This window comes from Ensifer sp. SL37 (assembly GCF_026672675.1).
Classification (GTDB): Bacteria; Pseudomonadota; Alphaproteobacteria; order Rhizobiales; family Rhizobiaceae; genus Ensifer; species Ensifer adhaerens.
The window spans coordinates 1-23,269 of record NZ_JAPPRN010000006.1 but is presented as its reverse complement, the minus strand read 5'-3'; the positions used below and the strand labels follow the sequence as shown (position 1 = coordinate 23,269).

22 protein-coding genes and 3 tRNA genes are annotated in these 23,269 nt (G+C 61.3%); 24 read left to right on the top strand and 1 reads right to left on the bottom strand.

Annotated elements, in window-relative coordinates; translation table 11 throughout:
• The first annotated feature begins 48 nt into the window (after positions 1 to 48).
• Positions 49 to 447 (top strand): (R)-mandelonitrile lyase, encoded by a 399-nt coding sequence (locus tag OVA00_RS12130; protein WP_089044036.1) that lies wholly within the window; start codon positions 49 to 51, stop codon positions 445 to 447.
• Positions 448 to 672: 225 nt separating this feature from the next.
• On the opposite strand, the gene OVA00_RS12125 is transcribed toward OVA00_RS12130, so the two are convergent.
• Positions 673 to 748, bottom strand: a tRNA-Val gene (locus tag OVA00_RS12125).
• Positions 749 to 1,206: 458 nt separating this feature from the next.
• Between OVA00_RS12125 and OVA00_RS12120 the strand changes: the two genes are divergently transcribed.
• The 23 genes from OVA00_RS12120 to proS all read left to right on the top strand — a co-directional run bounded on the left by OVA00_RS12120 (position 1,207) and on the right by proS (position 23,191).
• Positions 1,207 to 1,283: transfer RNA gene (locus OVA00_RS12120), tRNA-Asp, on the top strand.
• Positions 1,284 to 1,359: 76 nt separating this feature from the next.
• Positions 1,360 to 1,436: transfer RNA gene (locus tag OVA00_RS12115), tRNA-Asp, on the top strand.
• Between the two features lie 299 nt (positions 1,437 to 1,735).
• Positions 1,736 to 2,101 carry an NADH-quinone oxidoreductase subunit A gene (locus tag OVA00_RS12110; protein WP_034803593.1) on the top strand — a complete coding sequence of 122 codons (366 nt, stop codon included), beginning with the start codon at positions 1,736 to 1,738 and terminating at the stop codon, positions 2,099 to 2,101.
• On the top strand, positions 2,092 to 2,670 hold the full coding sequence (locus OVA00_RS12105) for a NuoB/complex I 20 kDa subunit family protein (RefSeq protein WP_034803591.1): 579 nt from the start codon (positions 2,092 to 2,094) through the stop codon (positions 2,668 to 2,670). The genes OVA00_RS12110 and OVA00_RS12105 overlap by 10 nt, the downstream gene beginning before the upstream one ends.
• Positions 2,671 to 2,688: 18 nt before the next feature.
• Positions 2,689 to 3,294, top strand: a complete 606-nt coding sequence (locus OVA00_RS12100; protein WP_268089005.1) for an NADH-quinone oxidoreductase subunit C — start codon at positions 2,689 to 2,691, stop codon at positions 3,292 to 3,294.
• 57 nt (positions 3,295 to 3,351) lie between these two features.
• Positions 3,352 to 4,542 carry an NADH-quinone oxidoreductase subunit D gene (locus OVA00_RS12095; protein ID WP_060522193.1) on the top strand — a complete coding sequence of 397 codons (1,191 nt, stop codon included), beginning with the start codon at positions 3,352 to 3,354 and terminating at the stop codon, positions 4,540 to 4,542.
• Complete coding sequence (locus OVA00_RS12090) at positions 4,542 to 4,799, top strand: hypothetical protein (protein WP_034803583.1); 258 nt, start codon at positions 4,542 to 4,544, stop codon at positions 4,797 to 4,799. The genes OVA00_RS12095 and OVA00_RS12090 overlap by 1 nt, the downstream gene beginning before the upstream one ends.
• Before the next feature lie 16 nt (positions 4,800 to 4,815).
• Positions 4,816 to 5,946: an NADH-quinone oxidoreductase subunit E gene (locus OVA00_RS12085; RefSeq protein WP_268089004.1), complete on the top strand. Its 1,131-nt coding sequence runs from the start codon at positions 4,816 to 4,818 to the stop codon at positions 5,944 to 5,946.
• An 11-nt stretch (positions 5,947 to 5,957) separates the two neighbouring features.
• Complete coding sequence (gene nuoF / locus OVA00_RS12080) at positions 5,958 to 7,262, top strand: NADH-quinone oxidoreductase subunit NuoF (protein WP_034803581.1); 1,305 nt, start codon at positions 5,958 to 5,960, stop codon at positions 7,260 to 7,262.
• Between the two features lie 7 nt (positions 7,263 to 7,269).
• The gene (locus tag OVA00_RS12075) at positions 7,270 to 7,920 is read left to right on the top strand and encodes an NADH:ubiquinone oxidoreductase (RefSeq protein ID WP_268089003.1); all 651 of its coding nucleotides are present in this window, start codon (positions 7,270 to 7,272) and stop codon (positions 7,918 to 7,920) included.
• 109 nt (positions 7,921 to 8,029) lie between these two features.
• Positions 8,030 to 10,111, top strand: coding sequence for an NADH-quinone oxidoreductase subunit NuoG (gene nuoG / locus OVA00_RS12070; protein WP_268090324.1), 2,082 nt, complete (start codon positions 8,030 to 8,032; stop codon positions 10,109 to 10,111).
• 20 nt (positions 10,112 to 10,131) lie between these two features.
• Complete coding sequence (gene nuoH, locus OVA00_RS12065) at positions 10,132 to 11,175, top strand: NADH-quinone oxidoreductase subunit NuoH (RefSeq protein ID WP_034803570.1); 1,044 nt, start codon at positions 10,132 to 10,134, stop codon at positions 11,173 to 11,175.
• Positions 11,176 to 11,239: 64 nt separating this feature from the next.
• Positions 11,240 to 11,731, top strand: a complete 492-nt coding sequence (gene nuoI, locus OVA00_RS12060; RefSeq protein ID WP_025426590.1) for an NADH-quinone oxidoreductase subunit NuoI — start codon at positions 11,240 to 11,242, stop codon at positions 11,729 to 11,731.
• Positions 11,732 to 11,869: 138 nt separating this feature from the next.
• Positions 11,870 to 12,484 carry an NADH-quinone oxidoreductase subunit J gene (locus OVA00_RS12055; RefSeq protein WP_034804235.1) on the top strand — a complete coding sequence of 205 codons (615 nt, stop codon included), beginning with the start codon at positions 11,870 to 11,872 and terminating at the stop codon, positions 12,482 to 12,484.
• A 27-nt stretch (positions 12,485 to 12,511) separates the two neighbouring features.
• Positions 12,512 to 12,820 (top strand): NADH-quinone oxidoreductase subunit NuoK, encoded by a 309-nt coding sequence (gene nuoK / locus OVA00_RS12050; RefSeq protein WP_034803568.1) that lies wholly within the window; start codon positions 12,512 to 12,514, stop codon positions 12,818 to 12,820.
• Between the two features lie 7 nt (positions 12,821 to 12,827).
• The gene (gene nuoL / locus OVA00_RS12045) at positions 12,828 to 14,822 is read left to right on the top strand and encodes an NADH-quinone oxidoreductase subunit L (protein ID WP_034803566.1); all 1,995 of its coding nucleotides are present in this window, start codon (positions 12,828 to 12,830) and stop codon (positions 14,820 to 14,822) included.
• A complete protein-coding gene (locus OVA00_RS12040; protein ID WP_060522197.1) occupies positions 14,822 to 16,333 on the top strand; it encodes an NADH-quinone oxidoreductase subunit M in 1,512 nt (503 codons plus the stop codon). The genes nuoL and OVA00_RS12040 overlap by 1 nt, the downstream gene beginning before the upstream one ends.
• Positions 16,334 to 16,352: 19 nt before the next feature.
• Positions 16,353 to 17,795, top strand: coding sequence for an NADH-quinone oxidoreductase subunit NuoN (nuoN, locus tag OVA00_RS12035; protein ID WP_034803562.1), 1,443 nt, complete (start codon positions 16,353 to 16,355; stop codon positions 17,793 to 17,795).
• Entirely contained in the window at positions 17,795 to 18,559 is a 765-nt protein-coding gene (locus OVA00_RS12030) for a biotin--[acetyl-CoA-carboxylase] ligase (RefSeq protein WP_162727209.1), read from the top strand. Before nuoN ends, OVA00_RS12030 begins: the two co-directional genes overlap by 1 nt.
• Positions 18,560 to 18,584: 25 nt before the next feature.
• Positions 18,585 to 20,252, top strand: coding sequence for a ribonuclease J (locus OVA00_RS12025; protein ID WP_268089002.1), 1,668 nt, complete (start codon positions 18,585 to 18,587; stop codon positions 20,250 to 20,252).
• A gap of 57 nt (positions 20,253 to 20,309) precedes the next feature.
• Positions 20,310 to 20,714, top strand: a complete 405-nt coding sequence (gene mce / locus OVA00_RS12020) for a methylmalonyl-CoA epimerase (RefSeq protein WP_034803559.1) — start codon at positions 20,310 to 20,312, stop codon at positions 20,712 to 20,714.
• Positions 20,715 to 20,844: 130 nt separating this feature from the next.
• Entirely contained in the window at positions 20,845 to 21,114 is a 270-nt protein-coding gene (locus tag OVA00_RS12015) for a DUF1467 family protein (protein WP_034803557.1), read from the top strand.
• 748 nt (positions 21,115 to 21,862) lie between these two features.
• On the top strand, positions 21,863 to 23,191 hold the full coding sequence (proS, locus tag OVA00_RS12010) for a proline--tRNA ligase (RefSeq protein ID WP_034803555.1): 1,329 nt from the start codon (positions 21,863 to 21,865) through the stop codon (positions 23,189 to 23,191).
• Positions 23,192 to 23,269: the final 78 nt, after the last annotated feature.

Genomic DNA, 23,269 nt, shown 5'->3' with positions numbered 1-23,269 from the left:
ACTTTCGCTGACGACGAGCGCCACACACGAAAATCGGAGGAACGAGATATGGACATCATACCCGGTGGATCGAGACCTTCGATGCGCGCCCCGGCGGAATACTTCACTGGCACGGTACGCCAGGACCCGGTGATCGAGGCCGCAGACCCGGCGCGCGTCCGCGCTGTCAGCGTCACCTTCGAACCCGGCGCTCGGACGGCCTGGCATACGCACCCGCTCGGCCAGACCCTGGTTGTCACCTCCGGCCGTGGTCTCGTGCAAAGCTGGGGTGGCCCCGTGCAAGAGATTCGTATGGGCGATGTCGTCTGGTTCCCGCCGGGCGAAAAGCACTGGCACGGTGCAGCACCCGATACGGCCATGGTGCATCTTGCGATTCAGGAAGCGCTCGACGGCAAGGCTGTGGATTGGCTGGAGCATGTCAGCGACGAGCAGTATCGCGGCGGGTAGCGCTGGTGGGCCTATCGATACGTTGGGATATGGCGGGTTTGCTGCTCCGGCGAGGCTGACGGTGGCGGGTATCGCGATCGAGGCCGCCGAATCCCTGATTCCCGACCGTTGACGGCTGAGCTCTAAAGCCAAAGCAATTCGAAGCGGCAGGCCTATCGCAAACGGCACGCGATAACGCGAACAGCAATTTGAGCAGATTTGGTGATGATTTTCTGTGGGAGAAAATGGTGGGCGATGAGAGACTCGAACTCCCGACATCCTCGGTGTAAACGAGGCGCTCTACCAACTGAGCTAATCGCCCTTCCGCGTTTGGACCGGATCAGTCCGCCGCGTCGGTGGCCGTGATCTAGGCGTAACCGAAAAAAACCGCAAGAGCATTTGTATCGTTTTTATGATTTTTTTTGTTGGCGGTTGCGCGACACCCTGAAACTGCGGGCTTCGTGCTTGTGGACAAAATGCGCGGACGGCGCCTCGGTAACGGCGAACGGGTGAGGGAGGGGAGGCAATTCGGAATCAGCCTCCGTGTACGCGCATCGACGAGTGCGTGTTGGGATAGGTGACGGCGGGCCGGTGGCGGCAGGCGCCATTGGTCCATTCCGATTTCGATCCTTTTATCGCCCTGTGGATCAATTTTCATTCCGTCACGGATTTGTCTTCAAACACGCTTGACACCCCAATCCGAACCGCTTAGTTAGCCGCTCATCGAACGGCGCTGCTGCTCGATGCGGGGCGGAAACGCCTCAACCAAGTCAAGATGATGCGGGTGTAGCTCAGTCGGTTAGAGTGCCGGCCTGTCACGCCGGAGGTCGCGGGTTCGAGCCCCGTCACTCGCGCCACTCTTGATCTGGATTTGCCTAGGCGTTCTCAACGAGGGCCGATGGTGGTACTAATGACCGTTCGCGGTCATCATGCGCGGGTGTAGCTCAGTCGGTTAGAGTGCCGGCCTGTCACGCCGGAGGTCGCGGGTTCGAGCCCCGTCACTCGCGCCATTTCTTCTCTCCGTCCTTACTGCGAATTGCGTCGGCTCTAGGGCCGGATTGTGCGCTGCGGCAATCTGTCTCGTCTCGCTTTGTTTTACCGTAAAGTTCGCGTCGGCCTGCGAATCCGCGCTTTGTCGGTATCACCCGTCCGATCCTGTGTTGCGAAGCGGTTTAAATGGCCCCTCAAGGCTTGCGCGACGGCGCGGGCTGCGCTAACCACTCCGGCGTTGCAACATATTTTTCGGCCTGCGAGATTTGTTGTTCTGGCGCTCTCCCATGCGCCCTCCCGCAGGCAGGGACGGATAACAATGACTGAACTTCTCGGTTCCTACGTTCCGATCGCGATTTTCATTGGAATCGCATTGGTGATCGGTGTGGCGCTTCTGATTGCTCCCTTCGCCGTCGCCTTCAAGGCTCCTGATTCGGAAAAGCTGTCGGCCTACGAGTGCGGCTTCAATGCGTTCGACGACGCCCGCATGAAGTTCGACATCCGCTTCTATCTCGTGTCGATCCTCTTCATCATCTTCGACCTCGAAGTTGCCTTCCTCTTTCCTTGGGCGGTTTCGTTCCATGAATTGGGCTGGTTCGGCTTCTGGTCAATGATGGTGTTCCTCGGTGTGCTGACGATCGGCTTTATCTATGAATGGAAGAAGGGAGCGCTGGAATGGAACTGACCTCCGGCACCACGCTCGTTGCGCCCAAGCCGAAAGGGATCATCGATCCCTCCACCGGCAAGCCGATTGGCAGCAATGATGCATTCTTCGGCGAGATCAACAATGAGCTCGCCGACAAGGGTTTTCTGGTCACCTCGACCGATGAGCTCATCAATTGGGCGCGTACCGGTTCGCTGATGTGGATGACCTTCGGTCTCGCCTGCTGCGCGGTCGAAATGATGCAGATGTCGATGCCGCGCTACGACGCCGAACGCTTCGGTTTTGCGCCGCGCGCCTCGCCGCGCCAGTCCGACGTCATGATCGTCGCCGGCACGCTGACCAACAAGATGGCGCCTGCGCTCCGCAAGGTCTATGACCAGATGCCGGAGCCGCGTTACGTCATCTCGATGGGTTCGTGCGCCAATGGCGGCGGCTACTACCACTATTCCTATTCGGTTGTTCGCGGTTGCGACCGCGTCGTTCCCGTCGACATCTACGTGCCAGGCTGTCCTCCCACGGCAGAAGCGCTGCTTTACGGCGTGCTCCTGCTGCAGAAGAAGATCCGCCGGACCGGCACGATCGAGCGCTAAGGGCAGGGGGTCTTTGATATGAGTGAAGCCCTGAATGAGCTTGCGTCCTACTTGCGCGAAACGCGCGGTGCGCTGATCTCCGACGCATCGCTGGTCTATGGCGAGCTGACGCTGACGACGACGTCGGCGAACCTGATCGCGCTGCTTACGTTCCTTCGTGACGATGTGCAGTGCGCCTTCGTCAATTTCGTCGATGTCTGCGGCGTCGACTGGCCGCAGCGGCCGGACCGTTTCGACGTTGTCTATCATCTCTTGTCGCCGCGCCAGAACCTGCGCGTGCGCGTCAAGGTCGCAACCGGCGAGAACGAGCCGGTTCCGTCGGCAACGCCGGTCTATCCCGGTGCCGACTGGTTCGAGCGCGAAGCCTACGATATGTACGGCATCCTGTTTACCGGCCATCCTGACCTGCGTCGCATCCTGACGGACTACGGTTTCGAAGGACATCCGCTGCGCAAGGACTTCCCGGTCACCGGTTTTGTCGAGGTGCGTTACGATGACGAAGCAAAGCGCGTCGTCTACGAACCCGTCGAACTGAAGCAGGAATTCCGCAACTTCGACTTCCTCTCTCCCTGGGAAGGCACGGACTACGTGCTGCCCGGCGACGAGAAGGCGAAAGCACGGTGAGACTAAGTGGTCCGCGGTAGCCGGTGAACGGCTGCCGTCCGACCTGGAGCAATCGGTATGACCGAACATAACGTCCGCAACTTCAACATCAACTTTGGTCCGCAGCATCCGGCGGCGCACGGCGTTCTTCGTCTGGTGCTCGAGCTTGATGGCGAAATCGTCGAGCGCGTCGATCCGCATATCGGCCTGCTGCATCGCGGTACCGAAAAGCTGATCGAGACCAAGACCTACCTGCAGGCCGTGCCCTATTTCGACCGCCTCGACTACGTGGCACCGATGAACCAGGAGCATGCCTACGCGCTGGCGATCGAGAAGCTGACGGCGACCGAAGTTCCGATCCGCGGCCAGCTCATCCGCGTCCTCTATTCGGAAATCGGCCGCATCCTCTCGCATCTTCTGAACGTCACGACGCAGGCCATGGACGTCGGCGCGCTCACGCCGCCGCTCTGGGGCTTTGAAGAGCGCGAAAAGCTGATGGTGTTCTACGAGCGTGCCTGCGGCGCGCGCATGCACTCGGCCTACTTCCGTCCGGGCGGCGTCCATCAGGACTTGCCGCACGAACTCGTCGAAGACATCGGCAAGTGGATCGATCCGTTCCTGAAGACCGTCGACGACATCGACGAACTCTTGACCGGCAACCGCATCTTCAAGCAGCGCAACGTCGACATCGGCGTCGTCAAGCTCGACGATGCCTGGGCCTGGGGCTTCTCGGGCGTGATGGTGCGTGGCTCGGGCGCTGCCTGGGACCTGCGTCGTTCGCAGCCTTATGAGTGCTATTCGGATCTCGAGTTCGATATCCCGATCGGCAAGAACGGCGACTGCTTCGACCGTTATCTGATCCGTATGATCGAAATGCGCCAGTCGGCCCGCATCATGCGCCAGTGCGTCGATCGCCTGCTCGGCGATGCCAAGGTCGGCCCGGTTTCGTCGCTCGACGGCAAGATCGTTCCGCCGAAGCGCGGCGAGATGAAGCGTTCGATGGAAGCGCTCATCCACCACTTCAAGCTCTATACCGAAGGCTACCACGTGCCGGCCGGCGAAGTTTACGCCGCCGTCGAAGCGCCGAAGGGCGAATTCGGCGTCTATCTCGTCTCCGACGGCACCAACAAGCCCTATCGCTGCAAGATCCGTGCCCCAGGTTATGCGCATCTGCAGGCGATGGATTTCCTCTGTCGGGGACACCAGCTTGCCGACGTTTCGGCCGTGCTGGGCTCCCTCGATATTGTGTTCGGTGAGGTGGACCGCTGATGCGTCTCGCGCCCCTGGCCACGCTCGCTCTTCTCGCGCTTGCATCGACCGTTTCTGCACAGGAGCAGGTCGAAAGCGGCGCGACGTCGGGCGGCATGCGCGGGGGCTCGATGGCCGATCTCGTTGCCAAGGGCTACGAGATCAAGGCCGCGGTCGCCAATGGCACGCGCTACATCGTATTTTTGCAGAAAGACCAGTCAGCCTATGCCTGCGAATTCGTCTCGGTGACGAAATCGCGGTGCGGTTCGATTAACTGATAAGGTGTCCACTAGAATGTCCGTTCGTCGACTAGCCGAAGACACCGTCCAGCCAGCGAGCTTTGCCTTCAGCAAGGAGAACGCCGCCTGGGCGAAGGAAACGATCAATAAGTACCCCAAGGGTCGTGAGCAGTCTGCCGTCATCCCGTTGTTGATGCGCGCTCAGGACCAGGACGGCTGGGTCACGAAGGCCGCCATCGAGTCCATCGCGGACATGCTCGGCATGCCGTACATCCGCGCGCTCGAAGTTGCGACCTTCTACACCCAGTTCCAGTTGAAGCCGGTCGGCACGCGCGCCCACATTCAGGTTTGCGGTACGACGCCCTGCATGCTGCGTGGCGCCGAAGACCTGATCAAGGTTTGCAAGAGCAAGATTGCCCATGATCCCTTCACCCTGAACGAGAGTGGTACGCTTTCCTGGGAAGAAGTCGAATGTCAGGGCGCCTGCGTCAACGCGCCGATGGTCATGATCTTCAAGGACACCTTCGAAGACCTGACGCCCGAGCAGCTCGAGCAGATCATCGACCGTTTCGAAGCAGGCAAGGGTGCTGAAGTCACCCCCGGTCCGCAGATCGATCGCATCTATTCGGCTCCGGAAGGCGGCCCGACGACCCTCATGCTTGCGGATGCGGCTCCGGCCAAGGCTGCGGCCAGCGCCACCAAGAAGGTGAGCGATGCTCCGGCCGTCTCCGTGCCGCCGTCGAACGCCGGCCGAGCCAAGACCGCGTCGGCCGTGACCGACGCATCGCTGAAGACCCCGGCGACGGCAAAGGCGGAAGCCGCTGCCAACGCCAAGGTGGAAGGCGACACTATCGACAAGTCGAAGCCGGCCAAGGCTGCTGCCGTCTCCGGCAAGCCGTCGCTGGAGGACAAGAACCGTCCGGCCGGCATCGAGAAGCCGGCAGCGACCGACGATCTCAAGCTGATCTCGGGCGTCGGTCCGAAGATCGAGGGTACGCTCAACGAACTGGGCATCTACACCTACGCGCAAGTTGCTTCGTGGAAGAAGGCGGAGCGCGAGTGGGTCGACGGATACCTGAATTTCAAGGGCCGCATCGAACGCGACGACTGGGTCAAGCAGGCCAAGGCGCTCGCCAAGGGCGGCGAAGCCGAATACATCAAGGTCTTCGGCAAGAAGCCGCGGTAAAGAGGTGAATTATGCTCAGAGATGAAGACCGCATCTTTACCAATATCTACGGCCTCAAGGACAAGTCCCTGAAGGGCGCCATGGCGCGCGGCCACTGGGACGGCACCAAGCAGCTGCTCGAAAAGGGCCGTGACTGGATCGTCAACGAAGTGAAGGCTTCCGGCCTTCGCGGTCGTGGCGGCGCCGGCTTCCCGACGGGCCTCAAGTGGTCCTTCATGCCGAAGGAAAGCGACGGCCGTCCGCATTACCTCGTCGTCAACGCCGACGAGTCCGAGCCCGGCACCTGCAAGGACCGTGACATCATGCGTCACGATCCGCATACGCTGATCGAAGGCTGCGTCGTCGCCAGCTTCGCCATGGGTGCCCATGTCGCCTACATCTACGTCCGCGGCGAATTCGTCCGCGAGCGCGAGGCGCTGCAGGCGGCGATCGACGAGTGCTACGCCTATGGCCTGCTCGGCAAGAATAACAAGCTCGGCTACGACATCGACATCTACGTGCACCATGGTGCCGGCGCCTACATCTGTGGCGAAGAGACGGCTCTGCTCGAAAGCCTTGAAGGCAAGAAGGGCCAGCCGCGCCTGAAGCCGCCGTTCCCGGCCAACATGGGCCTCTACGGCTGCCCGACGACCGTCAACAACGTCGAGTCGATCGCGGTAACCCCGACGATCTTGCGCCGCGGCGCCGGCTGGTACACGAGTTTCGGTCGCCCGAACAACCACGGCACCAAGCTCTATTCGGTATCCGGTCACGTCAACCGCCCGTGCACGGTCGAAGACGCTATGTCGATCCCGTTCCATGAGCTGATCGAAAAGCACTGTGGCGGCATTCGCGGCGGCTGGGACAACCTGCTCGCCGTCATTCCCGGCGGTTCGTCCGTTCCTTGCGTGCCCGGCGCGCAGATGAAGGACGCGATCATGGATTTCGACGGCCTGCGCGAGGTCGGTTCCAGTCTTGGAACCGCCGCCGTCATCGTGATGGACAGGTCGACGGACATCATCAAGGCGATCTGGCGTCTCTCGGCCTTCTACAAGCACGAGAGCTGCGGTCAGTGCACGCCGTGCCGCGAAGGCACCGGCTGGATGATGCGCGTCATGGAACGCATGGTTCAGGGCCGCGCCCAGAAGCGCGAAATCGACATGCTGTTCGACGTCACCAAGCAGGTGGAAGGCCACACGATCTGCGCCCTCGGCGACGCAGCTGCCTGGCCGATCCAGGGCCTGATCAAGCATTTCCGTCCGGAAATGGAAAAGCGCATCGACGAATATACGCGCAATGCGTCGTCGCATGGCGCGGTTCTGGAAGCGGCGGAGTAACCCGACGATGGCCGGCGCACGCGAAGAGGGACAGATGAAGGGACAGGCCGAAGCAGGCATTCCGTTCGCACGTCCGCTTGGCGGCGATCCGGCCGACCCGTTCGGCATGGGCGAATGGATGAAGGGCCTTTCACAGGTGCCGCTGCATCCGCTGATGGTTCACCCGGTAGCCGCAGTTGCAGCAGCGACCGCGATCGGCTTCGGTCTCACGACCCAGATTGCGGGCGCCATGATCGGCGCGATGCAAGGGGCCGTCGAGGCGGCGCAGAAGCGGGCAGAGCCCGCATCGTCTGACACGACGACTGCCGTTGTCGCAAAGACGGTGCAGGCCGACGCAAAGCCGGAACCGGTCGCCAAGCCGTCCGCGCCTGCCAAGCGCGCAGCCGCAAAGCCGGTGGTCGAGAAGGTTGCCGCTCAAAAGGTGGTCAAGGTTCGCGCGACGCGCGCCAAGGCGAAAGCCACCGACGACCTGAAGCGGATCTCCGGCATCGGCCCGAAGCTCGAGCAGGTGCTGAACGCGAAGGGCATCAGCGGCTTTGCCGACATCGCCGGTTGGAGCGAGGCGGATGTCGCCCGCTTCGACGACGAACTCGGTTTCGGCGGGCGGATCAAGCGGGACGATTGGGTTGGACAGGCCAAGGCGCTGAAAGGCGCTTGAGACAACAGGGCGGGGACCGGGGACGGCCATCGCCCGCAAGCAGCAAGGCTGTGTTGGAATTGTGCGTCGCCGATGGGCCGACGGACGGAAGACAGGATTGAGTACGAAGATGGCAAAGCTGAAAGTCGACGGAAAAGAGATCGAGGTACCGGATCATTTCACGCTGCTTCAGGCGTGCGAAGAGGCCGGGGCTGAAGTTCCGCGCTTCTGTTTCCACGAGCGGCTTTCGGTCGCCGGCAACTGCCGCATGTGTCTGATCGAGGTGAAGGGAGGGCCGCCCAAGCCCGCCGCTTCCTGCGCCATGGGCGTGCGCGACCTCCGTCCGGGCCCGAACGGCGAAGCGCCGGAAGTCTTCACGACCACGCCGATGGTCAAGAAGGCGCGCGAAGGCGTGATGGAATTCCTGCTGATCAACCATCCGCTCGACTGCCCGATCTGTGACCAGGGCGGCGAATGCGACCTGCAGGACCAGGCCATGGCCTTCGGTATCGACAGCTCGCGCTACCAGGAAAACAAGCGCGCCGTCGAAGACAAGTATATCGGCCCGCTCGTCAAGACCGTGATGAACCGCTGCATTCACTGCACGCGCTGCGTTCGCTTCACGACCGAAGTTGCCGGCATTGCCGAACTTGGCCTGATCGGCCGCGGCGAAGACGCCGAGATCACCACCTATCTCGAGCAGGCGATGACCTCCGAACTGCAGGGCAACGTCGTTGACCTCTGCCCGGTCGGTGCGCTGACCTCGAAGCCGTTTGCCTTCACCGCCCGTCCGTGGGAGCTGAACAAGACCGAATCCATCGACGTGATGGACGCGCTCGGTTCGGCGATCCGCGTCGATACCCGCGGCCGCGAAGTCATGCGCATCATGCCGCGCGTCAATGAGGACATCAACGAAGAGTGGATCTCCGACAAGAGCCGCTTCATCTGGGATGGCCTGAAGACGCAGCGCCTCGATCGTCCATACGTCAAGAAGGACGGCCGTCTGCAGCCGGCAACGTGGGGCGAAGCCTTCCAGGCGGTCAAGGCTGCCGTCGCCCAGACTTCCGGCGACAAGATCGGCGCCATTGCCGGCGACCTCGCTTCGGTCGAAGAAATGTACGCGCTGAAGCAGCTGATCGCAGCGCTCGGCTCCGAGAGTGTCGACTGCCGCCAGGATGGCGCCGCACTCGACCCGTCGCTCGGTCGCGCCAGCTACCTTTTCAACCCGACGATCGCTGGCATCGAAAGCGCTGACGCGCTGCTGATCATCGGCTCCAATCCGCGCTTTGAGGCTTCGGTTCTCAACGCCCGCATCCGCAAGCGCTACCGCATGGGCAACTTCCCGATCGCCGTGATCGGCGAGCCGGGCGAACTGCGTTACGAATACGAGTATCTCGGCGCCGGCACCGAAACGCTCGCCGAGCTCGTCTCGGGCAAGGGCAAGTTTGCAGCGACCTTGAAGAAGGCGCAGCGCCCGATGATCCTCATCGGCCAGGGTGCTGTTGCAGGGGAGGGCGGCGCTGCCGTTCTTTCTGCCGCCGCCAAGCTCGCAGGCGCCGTCGGTGCGGTTACCGCCGAGTGGAACGGTTTTGCCGTTCTTCACACGGCCGCTTCCCGCGTCGGTGGTCTCGACCTCGGCTTCGTTCCGGGCGCGAACGGCAAGACGGCGGCCGAGATGGTCACCGCCTCCGACGTTCTCTTCCTGCTCGGCGCCGACGAGATCGACCTTGCGGAACGCAAGTCCGGCTTCACGGTTTATATCGGCTCGCACGGCGACAACGGCGCACATGCCGCCGACGTCATCCTGCCGGGCGCGACCTACACCGAAAAGTCCGGCACCTGGGTCAACACCGAAGGCCGCGTTCAGATCGGCAACCGCGCCGGCTTCGCACCGGGCGACGCACGCGAGGACTGGGCGATCATCCGCGCGCTCTCCGACGTGCTCGGCAAGAAGCTGCCCTTTGATTCGCTTGGCGAATTGCGCTCGAAGCTCTATGCGGCCCACCCGCATTTCGCCGATATCGACGCGATCGCGGGCGGCAACGGCGACGAAATTGCCGCACTTGGTCAAAAAGCCGGTGAGATGGGCAAATCCGTGTTTGCGTCTCCGGTCAAAGACTTCTATTTGACGAACCCGATAGCGCGCGCATCCGCCGTCATGGCCGAATGCTCGGCTTTGGCACGCAACAATTTCAAAGCTGCGGCGGAATGAGCGCGAGGGAATAGAGTATCATGGACGCTTTCGTTTCGACCTATGTCTGGCCCGCGATCATCATGGTCGCCCAGTCGCTGCTGCTCCTGGTCGCGCTGCTGCTTTTCATCGCCTACATCCTGCTCGCAGACCGTAAGATCTGGGCTGCAGTTCAGCTCCGCCGCGGTCCGAATGTGGTGGGCCCCTGGGGACTTTTCCAGTCCTTCGCCGACCTTTTGAAGTTCGTCTTCAAGGAGCCGGTTATCCCGGCCGGCGCCAACAAGGCGATCTTCCTGCTCGCCCCGCTCGTCTCCGTGACGCTGGCGCTCGCCGCTTGGGCCGTGATCCCGCTCAACGCCGGCTGGGTGATCGCGAACATCAACGTCGGCATCCTCTTCGTGTTCGCCATATCTTCTCTTGAAGTTTATGGCATCATCATGGGCGGCTGGGCGTCGAACTCCAAATATCCCTTCCTCGGCGCGCTTCGCTCCGCAGCTCAGATGGTCTCCTACGAAGTCTCGATCGGCTTCGTTATCGTCACCGTCCTGCTCTGCGTCGGCTCGCTGAACCTGACGGACATCGTCAACGCGCAGTCGAGCGGCATCGGCACCAACCTCGGCCTGCCGGCGTCGTTCCTCGACTGGCATTGGCTGGCGCTGTTCCCGATGTTCATCGTGTTCTTCATTTCGGCGCTGGCCGAAACGAACCGCCCGCCTTTCGACCTTCCCGAAGCGGAATCCGAACTCGTCGCCGGCTTCATGGTCGAGTACGGCTCCACGCCTTACATGATGTTCATGCTCGGCGAATATGCCGCCATCTGCCTGATGTGCGCGCTGACGACGATCCTGTTCCTCGGTGGCTGGCTGCCTCCGGTGGACGTCTGGTTCCTCAACTGGGTACCCGGCATCATCTGGTTCGTGCTGAAGGCATCCTTCGTGTTCTTCATGTTCGCGATGGTGAAGGCCTTCGTGCCGCGTTACCGCTACGACCAGCTGATGCGTCTTGGCTGGAAGGTTTTCCTGCCGATCTCTCTCGCAATGGTCGTGATCACTGCGTTCGTTCTCAAGCTGACGGGAGCCGCATGACGATGGCTCACGTTTGGCAGCATACCGCCGGTCGCTCCCAGGCCGGCAACTCTGGAGGTAAATGATGGCCGGTCTTTCGCAAGCCGTCAGCTCGCTGTTCCTGAAGGAATTCGTCGGCGCGTTCTTTCTGTCGATGCGCTATTTCTTCAAGCCGAAGGCGACGTTGAACTACCCCTTCGAAAAGGGACCGGTCAGCCCGCGCTTCCGCGGCGAGCATGCGCTGCGCCGTTATCCGAACGGTGAAGAGCGTTGCATCGCCTGCAAGCTGTGCGAGGCGATCTGTCCTGCACAGGCCATCACCATCGAAGCCGGCCCGCGCCGCAACGACGGCACACGCCGTACGGTTCGCTACGACATCGACATGGTGAAGTGCATCTATTGCGGTTTCTGCCAGGAAGCCTGTCCGGTCGATGCCATCGTCGAGGGCCCGAACTTCGAGTTCGCCACCGAGACGCGCGAAGAGCTTTACTACGACAAGGACAAGCTCCTCGCCAACGGCGACCGTTGGGAACGGGAAATCGCACGCAACATCGCAATGGACTCGCCCTATCGCTGAGGCCAGAGCGTAGCGCCGCCCCGGGGAGGGCGGTGCATGTGACATAGGTTTGGGCAACGGCCGGACGCGTGTCCGGCTTTGCCTGTGGAGTGGGGCCAGAAGCGCCTCACGCCGTGCAAGACGAAGAAGGCACCGATCATGGGTCTGCAGGTTCTTTTTTTCTATCTCTTTGCCTTCATCGCGGTGGCGTCGGCATTCATGGTCATTGCGGCCAGGAACCCGGTTTATTCGGTTCTGTTCCTGATCCTGACCTTCTTTAACGCGGCAGGTCTGTTCCTGCTGACTGGCGCCGAATTCCTCGCGATGATCCTGCTGGTCGTTTATGTCGGCGCGGTCGCGGTGCTGTTCCTGTTCGTGGTTATGATGCTCGACATCGACTTCGCGGAACTGCGGGCCGGCGTGCTTGAATATGCGCCGGTGGGCGCGCTGATCGGTCTGATCCTTGCAGCCGAGCTCATCATCGTGGTTGGCGGTGCGACGTTCTCGCCCGAGATCGCCAAGTCGATTTCGATGCCGATCCCGGCGGTCGCCGACCGCACGAACACGGCAGCGCTCGGCGACGTGCTTTACACGCACTACGTCTACTTCTTCCAGATCGCCGGCCTGGTCCTGCTCGTCGCCATGATCGGCGCGATCGTGCTGACCCTGCGCCACCGCGAAAACATCAAGCGCCAGAACATCCCGCAGCAGGTTGCCCGCACGCCCGAGACCGCCGTCGAAGTGGTCACGGTCAAGCCCGGCCAGGGCATTTAAGTCGGACGCGAGATCGAGGAACAAAAAATGGAAATCGGAATTTCCCACTATCTCACCGTCAGCGCCATCCTGTTCACGCTGGGCGTCTTCGGCATCTTCCTGAACCGGAAGAACGTCATCGTCATCCTGATGTCGGTCGAACTCATTCTTCTCGCGGTCAACATCAACATGGTCGCCTTCTCGGCGTTCCTGAATGACATCACTGGCCAGGTCTTTGCCCTGTTCATCCTGACCGTCGCGGCTGCGGAAGCGGCCATCGGACTTGCAATTCTCGTCGTCTTCTACCGCAACCGCGGCTCGATCGCTGTTGAAGACGTCAACATGATGAAGGGCTGATTGGGCTATGGATACCATCATCAAGGCTATCGTCTTCCTGCCTTTGATCGGCTTTCTGATCGCCGGCCTCTTCGGTAGTTCGATCGGCGCCAAGGCATCGGAATATGTCACCAGCGGTCTGATGATCATTGCCGCTGCGCTCTCCTGGTACGTCTTCTTCGACGTCGCCATGGGCCACCAGGAAATGATCAAGGTTTCGGTGCTGCGCTGGATCCAGTCCGGCACCTTCGATGTCGAATGGGCGTTCCGCGTCGATACGCTGACTTCGGTCATGTTCGTGGTCGTCAACACGGTGTCGACCCTCGTGCATGTCTATTCGATCGGCTACATGCACCACGATCCGCATCGTCCGCGCTTCTTTGCCTATCTGTCGCTCTTCACCTTCGCGATGTTGATGCTCATCACCTCGGACAACCTGGTGCAGATGTTCTTCGGCTGGGAAGGCGTGGGTCTTGCGTCCTACCTGCTCATCGGCTTCTGGTACAAGAAGCCGTCGGCCAACGCTGCTGCGATGAAGGCCTTCATCGTCAACCGCGTCGGTGACTTCGGGTTCGCGCTCGGTATCTTCCTGGTCTTCGTGCTGTTCGGCTCGGTCAACCTGGAAACGATCTTCGCTGCCGCCAAGACCTATCTGCCGGCCGAAGGTGCGGGAGCAGGGGAGGCCGTCGTCACCCTGTTCGGCATGCACCTCGACAAGGCTGATGCCATCACCGCCGCATCCCTGCTGCTCTTCATGGGCGCGATGGGCAAGTCGGCGCAGTTCCTGCTGCACACCTGGCTTCCGGACGCCATGGAAGGCCCGACCCCGGTTTCGGCTCTTATCCATGCCGCAACCATGGTTACCGCCGGCGTCTTCCTCGTCGCCCGCATGTCGCCGGTGTTCGAGCTGTCGCCGGATGCGCTGACCGTCGTCACCATCATCGGCGCGATCACCGCCTTCTTCGCGGCGACCGTCGGCCTCGTCCAGAACGACATCAAGCGCGTCATCGCCTATTCGACCTGCTCGCAGCTCGGCTACATGTTCGTGGCCCTCGGCGTCGGTGCCTATGGCGCGGCGATCTTCCACCTGTTCACGCACGCCTTCTTCAAAGCTCTGCTGTTCTTGGGTGCCGGTTCGGTCATCCACGCCGTCGATGGCGAGCAGGACATGCGTTACATGGGCGGTCTCCGGAAGCACATTCCGGTTACCTACTGGATGATGTTCATCGGCACGATCGCACTGACCGGCGTCGGCATCCCTGGCACGATCATCGGTACCGCGGGCTTCTTCTCGAAGGACGCGATCATCGAGTCCGCCTATGCCGCCCACAGCTCGGTTTCCGGTTTCGCCTATGCGCTGCTCGTTGTCGCGGCACTCTTCACCAGCTTCTATTCGTGGCGCCTGACCTTCATGACCTTCCATGGCAAGCCGCGCGCTTCCTCGGATGTCATGCATCACGTGCATGAATCGCCGCAGGTCATGCTGGTGCCGCTCTATATCCTTGGCGTCGGTGCGCTGGTCGCCGGCTTCATCTTCCACGATCACTTCTTCGGCGAAGGCTATGCCGAATTCTGGAAGGGTGCGCTGTTCACCTCGGCGGAAAACGAAATCCTGCATGAGTACCACCACGTGCCGAAGTGGGTTAAGTGGAGCCCGTTTGTCGCCATGGCGCTTGGCCTCTTCACGGCCTGGTACATGTATATCCGCCGGCCGGAACTGCCGAAGTATCTGGCAGAGCAGCACCGTGGCCTCTACCAGTTCCTGCTCAATAAGTGGTACTTCGACGAGCTCTATGACTTCCTGTTCGTACGCTCGGCCAAGTGGCTCGGCACCTTCCTGTGGAAGGAAGGCGACGGTCGCGTGATCGACGGCTACGGCCCGAACGGCATTGCCGCACGTGTGCTCAACGTCACTGACCGCGTTGTCCGCCTGCAGACTGGTTACCTCTATCACTACGCGTTTGCGATGCTGATCGGCATTGCCGCGCTTGTTACTTGGATGATGTTCAGGAGTTCCTTCTGATGACCGATTGGCCCGTACTTTCCGCGGTCACCTTCATGCCGCTCGTCGGCGTCCTGCTTCTCTTGCTCACAAGGGAAGACAGCGCCTACGGCCGCCGGAATATCCTGAACGTTTCGCTGCTGACGACGATCTTCACCTTCGCCGTGTCGGTCTACATCTGGTACCAGTTCGATTCCTCGAACCCGGGCTTCCAGATGATCGAGAAGCACGAGTGGCTCGGCACCGGCATTTCCTACCATCTCGGTGTCGATGGTATCTCGATGCTGTTCGTGGTGCTCTCGGCCTTCCTCATGCCGTTCTGCGTACTGGCGAGCTGGCTGTCGATCGAGAAGCGGCTGAAGGCCTACATGATCGCGTTCCTGGTCCTGGAAACGTTCATGATCGGCGTCTTCGTGTCGCTCGATATCGTGCTCTTCTACGTGTTCTTCGAAGCCGGTCTCATCCCGATGTTCCTCATCATCGGTGTCTGGGGCGGCAAGGACCGCGTTTACGCCAGCTACAAGTTCTTCCTTTATACGCTGCTCGGCTCAGTGCTGATGCTGCTCGCGATCATGGCGATGTACTGGCAGGCCGGTACGACCGACATCACGCAGCTACTGGCCTATAACTTCCCGCGTCAGATGCAGACTTGGCTGTGGCTCGCCTTCTTCGCCTCCTTTGCGGTGAAGATGCCGATGTGGCCGGTCCACACCTGGCTTCCCGACGCACACGTTCAGGCGCCGACGGCGGGCTCGGTCATTCTGGCCGGCGTCTTGCTGAAGCTCGGCGGTTACGGCTTCCTGCGCTTCTCGCTGCCGATGTTCCCGCTGGCCTCAGATTACTTCGCGCCGTTCGTCTTCACGCTTTCGGTCGTCGCCATCATCTACACCTCGCTGGTGGCGCTGATGCAGACCGACATCAAGAAGCTGATCGCCTATTCGTCCGTTGCGCACATGGGCTACGTGACGATGGGTATCTTTGCCGCCAACGTTCAGGGCGTGCAGGGTGCGATCTTCCAGATGCTGTCGCACGGCATCGTCTCCGGCGCGCTCTTCCTTTGCGTCGGCGTTGTCTACGACCGCCTGCACACCCGCGAAATCGCCGCCTATGGCGGCCTCGTAAACAACATGCCGAAGTACGCCGTCGCCTTCATGGTGTTCACCATGGCGAACGTCGGCCTGCCGGGCACGTCCAGCTTCGTCGGCGAAGTCCTGACCCTCGTCGGTGCCTTCCGTGCCAACACCTGGGTTGCGCTCTTTGCCACCTCCGGCGTGATCCTGTCGGCCGCCTATGCGCTCTGGCTCTATCGCCGGGTCGTGTTCGGCGCGCTGGAAAAGGAAAGCCTGAAGGCGTTGCTCGACCTGTCGCCGCGCGAAAAGGCCATCCTTTATCCGCTGGTGATCCTGACGATCTTCTTCGGCGTCTATCCGGCACCGATCTTCGATGCGACCGCGGCCTCCGTGGATCTGCTCGTCAACAACTACTCCGCAGCCCTGCAGGCAGCGCAAAACGTTGCGCTTTCGGTGCAATGACCACAGGACGTGATTGGACATGACTGCTGAAACCCTCCTTGCAAGCCTGCAACTCTCGATCCCCGAGCTGATCCTCGCGGTCGGCGCGATGGCGTTGCTGATGATTGGCGTGTTTTCCGGCGAGAAGTCGGCGTCGACGGTCACCGGTCTTGCGGTTGCCCTCCTGATCATCGCTGGCCTCTGGCTCGTGCTTAAGACCGGTGAAGGCGAAGCCTATGGCGGCGCCTTCCTGTCGGACCCCTTCGCCAAGTTCATGAAGGTTCTGGCCCTGATCGGCTCCATCACCGCCCTGGTGATGACGGTCGGCCATGCGCGCTCCGCCCAGATTGACCGTTTCGAGTTCCCAGTGCTTCTGGTGCTGGCGACGCTCGGCATGCTCTTGATGATCTCGGCCAACGACCTGATCTCGCTCTACCTGTCGCTGGAACTGCAGTCGCTGGCCCTTTATGTCGTCGCTGCCATCAACCGCGACAGCATCCGCTCGACGGAAGCCGGCCTGAAGTACTTCGTCCTCGGTGCGCTTTCTTCGGGCATGCTGCTTTACGGCATGTCGCTGATCTACGGCTTCACCGGCCACACCGGCTTTACCCAGATCGCGGCTGCGCTGACGGCTGAAGGCCGCTCGCTCGGCCTGATCTTCGGTCTGGTCTTCGTACTCGCCGGCCTCGCTTTCAAGATCTCGGCCGTGCCGTTCCACATGTGGACGCCTGACGTTTATGAAGGCGCGCCAACGCCGGTCACCGCCTTCTTCGCGGCGGCACCGAAGGTCGCCGCCATGGCGATCCTCGTTCGCATCGTCATCAATGCCTTCGAGCCTGTCGTTGCTGACTGGCAGCAGATCATCGTCTTCATCTCGATCGCATCGATGCTGCTCGGTGCCTTCGCGGCGATCGGCCAGAAGAACATCAAGCGCCTGATGGCCTATTCCTCGATCGGCCACATGGGCTACGCGCTGGTCGGCCTTGCCGCCGGCTCCATGGCTGGTGTTCGTGGCGTGCTGCTCTACATGCTCATCTACATGGTCATGACGCTTGGCACCTTCGCCTGCATCCTGGCGATGCGCCGCAAGGAAGGCGAAAACGTCGAGAACGTCGACGATCTCGCCGGTCTCTCGCAGACCAACCCCTTCATGGCGACGGTGCTGACCGTCCTGATGTTCTCGCTCGCCGGCATCCCGCCAATGGCAGGCTTCTTCGGGAAGTACTTCGTCTTCATGGCGGCCATCGAAGCCCAGCTCTATGCGCTCGCCATCATCGGCGTCCTCGCATCCGTCGTCGGCGCCTACTACTACCTGCGCGTCATCAAGGTGATGTGGTTCGACGATGCCAAGGGCGAGTTCGCCCGCACCGCCGGCGAACTGCGGCTGGTGTTCGGTCTCTCGGGCCTGTTCGTTCTCGGATACGTGCTCATCGGCGGCCCGCTCGGAAACGCCGCTGAAGTCGCGGCGCGGACCTTCTTTTGATCGCCTTTGAAAGTGGCGGCCGGATCTCGCTCGACGATTTCCGGCACGTCGCTCTCGATGCGGTCGGGTCGACCAACAGTGAATGCCTGGCGCGTGCGCGCCAGGGTGACCCGGGCAATCTCTGGGTCACGGCCATCAGGCAGACCGGCGGGCGCGGACGTCGCGGCCGGGCATGGTTCTCCGAACCGGGCAATCTCTACGCTTCGCTTCTCCTCATCGAGCCGGCACCGGTCGAGCACCTGCACTCTTTGCCGCTTGCTGTCGCCGTCGCCGTTCACAGGGCGATCCGCCAGGTGATGCCGCCGGGTTCGGCGCCGGTGGAGATCAAGTGGCCGAACGACATCCTGATCGACGGCAAGAAGACCTGCGGTATCCTGCTTGAAGGCGAAAGCCTCCCGGACGGGCGCCGGGCGCTGGTCATCGGTTGCGGCATCAACATCGCGGTCCAGCCGGATGAAGGGCTCTATCCCGTGACGTCGCTGGCCAACGAAGGTGCGTCGGTTTCGCCCGACGAACTGTTTGCGCGCCTGTTCCTGACGATGGCGGAGACCCTGCAGGTTTGGGATCGGGGCGCCGGTATCGCCACGACGATCGAACAATGGCGGGCAGCAGCCCGCGGCATCGGTGAAACGATAACCGTGAACCTGCCGGACCGGTCGCTTTCAGGACGCTTTGCCGGTATTGATGAGGCCGGACGGCTGGTGCTCGACACCGGCAACGGCATGACGCAGGCGATTGCCGCCGGCGACGTATTTTTCGGATAAATTTGGAACAGGGGCGCAACACGACATGGCGCAAGAAGAAGAATTGGTGTTCTTGCCGCTCGGCGGCGTCGGTGAAATCGGCATGAATCTTGGCCTGTACGGCTACGGACGGCCGGGCAGCCGCCAGTGGATCATGGTCGATTGCGGTGTGACGTTTCCGGGGCCAGAGCTCCCGGGGGTCGACCTCGTGCTCCCCGATATCGGCTTTCTCGCCGAAGAGCGCCGCAATCTCAAGGCGATCATAATCACCCATGCGCACGAGGACCACTATGGCGGTCTGAACGACCTGTGGCCCGGTCTCAATGTGCCGGTCTATGCCTCGCCGTTCACGGCAGGCATGCTCGAAGCCAAGCGGGACTTCGAGAAGAGCCGGGGCGAGATCCCCATCACGATCTTCAAGCAGGGCGACCGCATCAATGTCGGCCCCTTCGAGATTGAGGCCGTCGGCGTCAACCACTCGATCCCCGAGCCGATGTCGCTGATCATTCGCACGCCGGTCGGCACCGTGGTTCATACCGGCGACTGGAAGATCGACCTTCACCCGTCGCTCGGACCGTTGACCGACGAGACACGCTTCCGCCAGATCGGCGATGAAGGTGTGCTTGCGCTCGTCTGCGATTCCACCAATGCGATGCGCGACGGCGTTTCGCCGTCGGAGCAGGAGGTTTCCGAAAGCCTGACGAAGATCATCGCGAACGCTGAGGGGCGGGTGGCGATCACGACGTTCTCCTCGAATGTCGGGCGCATCCGCTCGATCGCCGAAGCGGCGGAAGAGGCCGGCAGGGATGTGCTTCTGCTCGGCAGTTCGATGAAGCGGGTCGTCGCCGTCGCTACGGATCTTGGGCTGATGGAAGGCATCAAACCTTTCCTCGCCGAAGACGAGTTCGGCTACGTGCCGCGCGACAAGGTCGTGGTCATCCTGACTGGCAGCCAGGGCGAGCCGCGGGCAGCCCTTGCCAAGATCGCCCGTGACGAGATGCGAAATGTCGCCTTCTCGGCTGGCGACACGGTCGTGTTTTCCTCACGCACGATCCCGGGCAACGAAAAGGCGATCAACGACATCAAGAACGGCCTGGTGGAACAGGGCATCCACATCATCACCGACAGCGAGGCGCTGGTGCACGTATCCGGCCACCCGCGTCGCACCGAGCTGCAGCAGATGTACCAGTGGCTACGGCCGCAGATCCTCGTACCTGTTCATGGCGAGGCGGCGCATCTGACGGCGCATGGCGAACTGGGCCGGCAGTCCGGCATCGCCAGCGTTCCGCGTCTCAGGAACGGCGAAATGCTGCGTCTTGCGCCAGGTCCCGCCGAAGTGATCGACGAAGCGCCCCATGGCCGCATCTACAAGGACGGCAGCCTCATCGGCGATTTCGAGGAGATGGGCATCGGCGAACGCCGCAAGCTCTCCTTCGCCGGCCATGTCGCCGTCAACGTCGTTCTCGACAGCCGCTACGATTTCCTGGGCGACCCGGATATCGTCGCGATCGGCTTGCCGGAGTTCGACGACGAGGGCGAGGACATGGAGGACACGCTCTATGACGCCATTCTTGGCGCCGTCGAGAGCATTCCGCGGGCAAAGCGCAAGGATCTGGCAATGCTGCAGGAGGCGGTCCGCCGCGCCGTGCGCAGCACCGCCAACCAGATCTGGGGCAAGAAGCCGATCGTCACGGTGTTTATCACCAAAGTCTGATTGGCCGGTCGCCCGTGACCATGTAAGCGGAACCGGACGTCAAAGCGGGAGATCGCAATGCTTGGAAGAGTGAACCACATCGCCATCGCAGTGCCGGATCTTCACTCCGCCGCCGAAAGCTATCGCTCGACGCTCGGCGCCTCCGTCACCGAGCCACAGGCTTTGCCCGAACACGGCGTCACCGTCGTGTTTGTCACGCTTGCAAACACGAAGGTCGAGCTGCTGGAGCCGCTCGGCGAGGGCTCACCGATTGCCGCTTTCCTGGCGAAGAACCCTTCGGGTGGGATGCATCACATCTGCTACGAGGTAGAGAACATCCTGTCGGCGCGCGACGCGTTGCGCGCCGCCGGAGCGCGAGTGTTGGGCGATGGCGAGCCGAAGATCGGCGCCCATGGCAAGCCGGTGCTCTTCCTGCATCCCAAGGATTTTCAGGGTACGCTGATCGAACTCGAAGAGGTGTGACAGTAGATCGCGCGATGCCGGTTTGTGCGATCGGGCGGTCAGCGCTATAAGGCGAACGGAATGTCGCGGAAGTCGCGGCGAAACGCGGGTTGCTCGCTGTCTTGCCGATCGCCTTCACCGGGAGCTTGAAATGCCGCTTTTTTCGACCTTTGCCATCTACTTCATCATCTGGTGGATCACGCTCTTTGCCGTGCTGCCCCTCGGCGTGCGCACTCAGGCTGAAGAAAACAGCGTCGTTCCGGGGAGTGTCGAGAGCGCCCCGGCGAAGTTCAACGCCAAGCGTGTCGTGCTTTTGACGACGGTGATTGCGGCCGTCATTCAACTTGCCTGGTATATCCTGTCCGTCAGGCTCGGCTACGGCATAGATTCCATTCCGCGTTTCTACCCAAAATTTGATTGATAAGTTCATCGTGGCCGCCGCGTGAGCCGGTCGCTCTCAATGCGACATGTTCTGTGCAATTTGATGGGCACATCTGTGCCTTGACGGAGCCTGCGCGCATGCCCGTGGGCAAAACCCGGGCAATTGCAGGATTGACCGCCGTGAAATTGACATAGTTCAATTTTGTAAGGTGCTTCACGCGTCTGTCTCTTGCTGAAAAGCAAAAAAAAACAAGGCTAAAAGCCTTGTTTTTCAAGTTTCGCGTGATCTTTAATCCGTTTCCGGCGGCAGCGACGAAGCGCGCCTAAGATCTTATCCTCCCAAGACTTGACCGCGAAAGTCGGCAAGAATTTAGTCTTCATGCCTGTTTTGTGAGCCGAAACTAGCCCAAACATTGGGCTCTGTCATCCTGTTTTTTTGCATTTTTGCTACAGTCGGGTAAAATATTCCCGTTGACAATTACTGTCGTAATCTTGTTACTAGCGTGCTCTTTTGACGCAGGAGCGGCGTCGAGTTCCCCCTGAAAATCCGTGGATGCTTTCTCTGTCCGTGACAACGGAGAGCAGGGTTTTCTTCCGCCGGCGAAGCAGCTATGAACGCAAGGCTCCTAAAGGTTCCTGCCGGCTTTGCCGGTGATGGAAAATGGAGAGCCCGACCCGAGAAGCAGCGGTCGCCTTTACCAATCAAAAGGTGAAGCCGGCATCTCGCTCAACGTCATTTCGCCCGAATCCGCCGATAGTGCGACGTTCATCAAGTTCTGGAACCCGTCATGCGCCTGTCCCGCTTTTTTATGCCCATCCTGAAGGAAAATCCCAAGGAAGCGGAAATCGTTTCCCACCGCCTCATGCTGCGCACGGGCATGGTCCGGCAGCAGTCTTCGGGCATCTATACCTGGCTGCCACTGGGCAAGCGGGTTCTCGACAAGGTCAACGCGGTCATCCGCGAGGAGCAGAACCGCTCCGGCGCGATCGAGCTTCTGATGCCGACCCTCCAGTCTGCCGAGCTGTGGCAGGAAAGCGGTCGCTACGACGCCTACGGCAAGGAAATGCTGCGTATCAAGGACCGGCAGGACCGGCCGATGCTCTACGGCCCGACGAACGAGGAAATGATCACGGACGTCTTCCGTTCCTACGTGAAGTCCTACCGCGACCTGCCGCTCAATCTCTACCACATCCAGCTGAAGTTCCGTGACGAGATCCGTCCGCGCTTCGGCACCATGCGCTCGCGCGAATTCCTGATGAAGGACGCCTATTCCTTCGATCTCGATCGGGAAGGGGCCGAACACGCCTATAACCGGATGTTTGCCGCTTACTTGCGCACATTCGCGCGCATGGGCCTTCGCGCCATTCCGATGCGCGCCGATACCGGCCCGATCGGTGGCAATCTCAGCCACGAATTCATCATCCTCGCCGACACCGGCGAGTCCGAAGTGTTCTGCCATAAGGATTTCCTCGGCTTCGATATTCCGGGCGAAGACACGAATTTCGATGACGTTGCCGGCCTGAAGACGATTTTCGACAAGTGGACCTCGCGTTATGCGGCGACGTCGGAAATGCACGACGAGGCAGCCTTCAACGCGGTTGCCGAGGGCGACCGACTGTCGGCCCGCGGCATCGAAGTCGGCCACATCTTCTATTTCGGCACCAAGTACTCCGAAGCCATGGGCGCCAAGGTTCTCGGCCCCGACGGCAAGGAGCATGCAGTGCACATGGGCTCCTATGGCATCGGCCCGACCCGTCTGGTGCCGGCGATCATCGAAGCCTCGCATGACGACAACGGCATCATCTGGCCGAAGTCGATCGCGCCGTTCGATGGCGTCATCATCAACATGAAAGCGGGCGATGCCGCTTGCGACGGCGCCTGCGAGACGCTCTATTCTGAACTCGGCAAGGCTGGATTCGAGGCGCTGCTCGACGACAGGGACGACCGCGCCGGTGCGAAGTTCGCGACGGCTGATCTGATCGGCGTTCCGGTCCAGATCATCGTCGGACCGCGTTCGATCGCCAATGGCGAAGTCGAGGTCAAGGACCGCAAGACCGGCGAGCGCGAGACGATGACCGTCGAAGCGGCGATCAACAAGCTGATCGCAACGAAGTGACGAGGCGAAGGAAGGCAGGATGACCGCCGTGACCGAAGATCGGGTGCAGGCCGCGGAGCGGCCTGAAAAGTCCTCCAG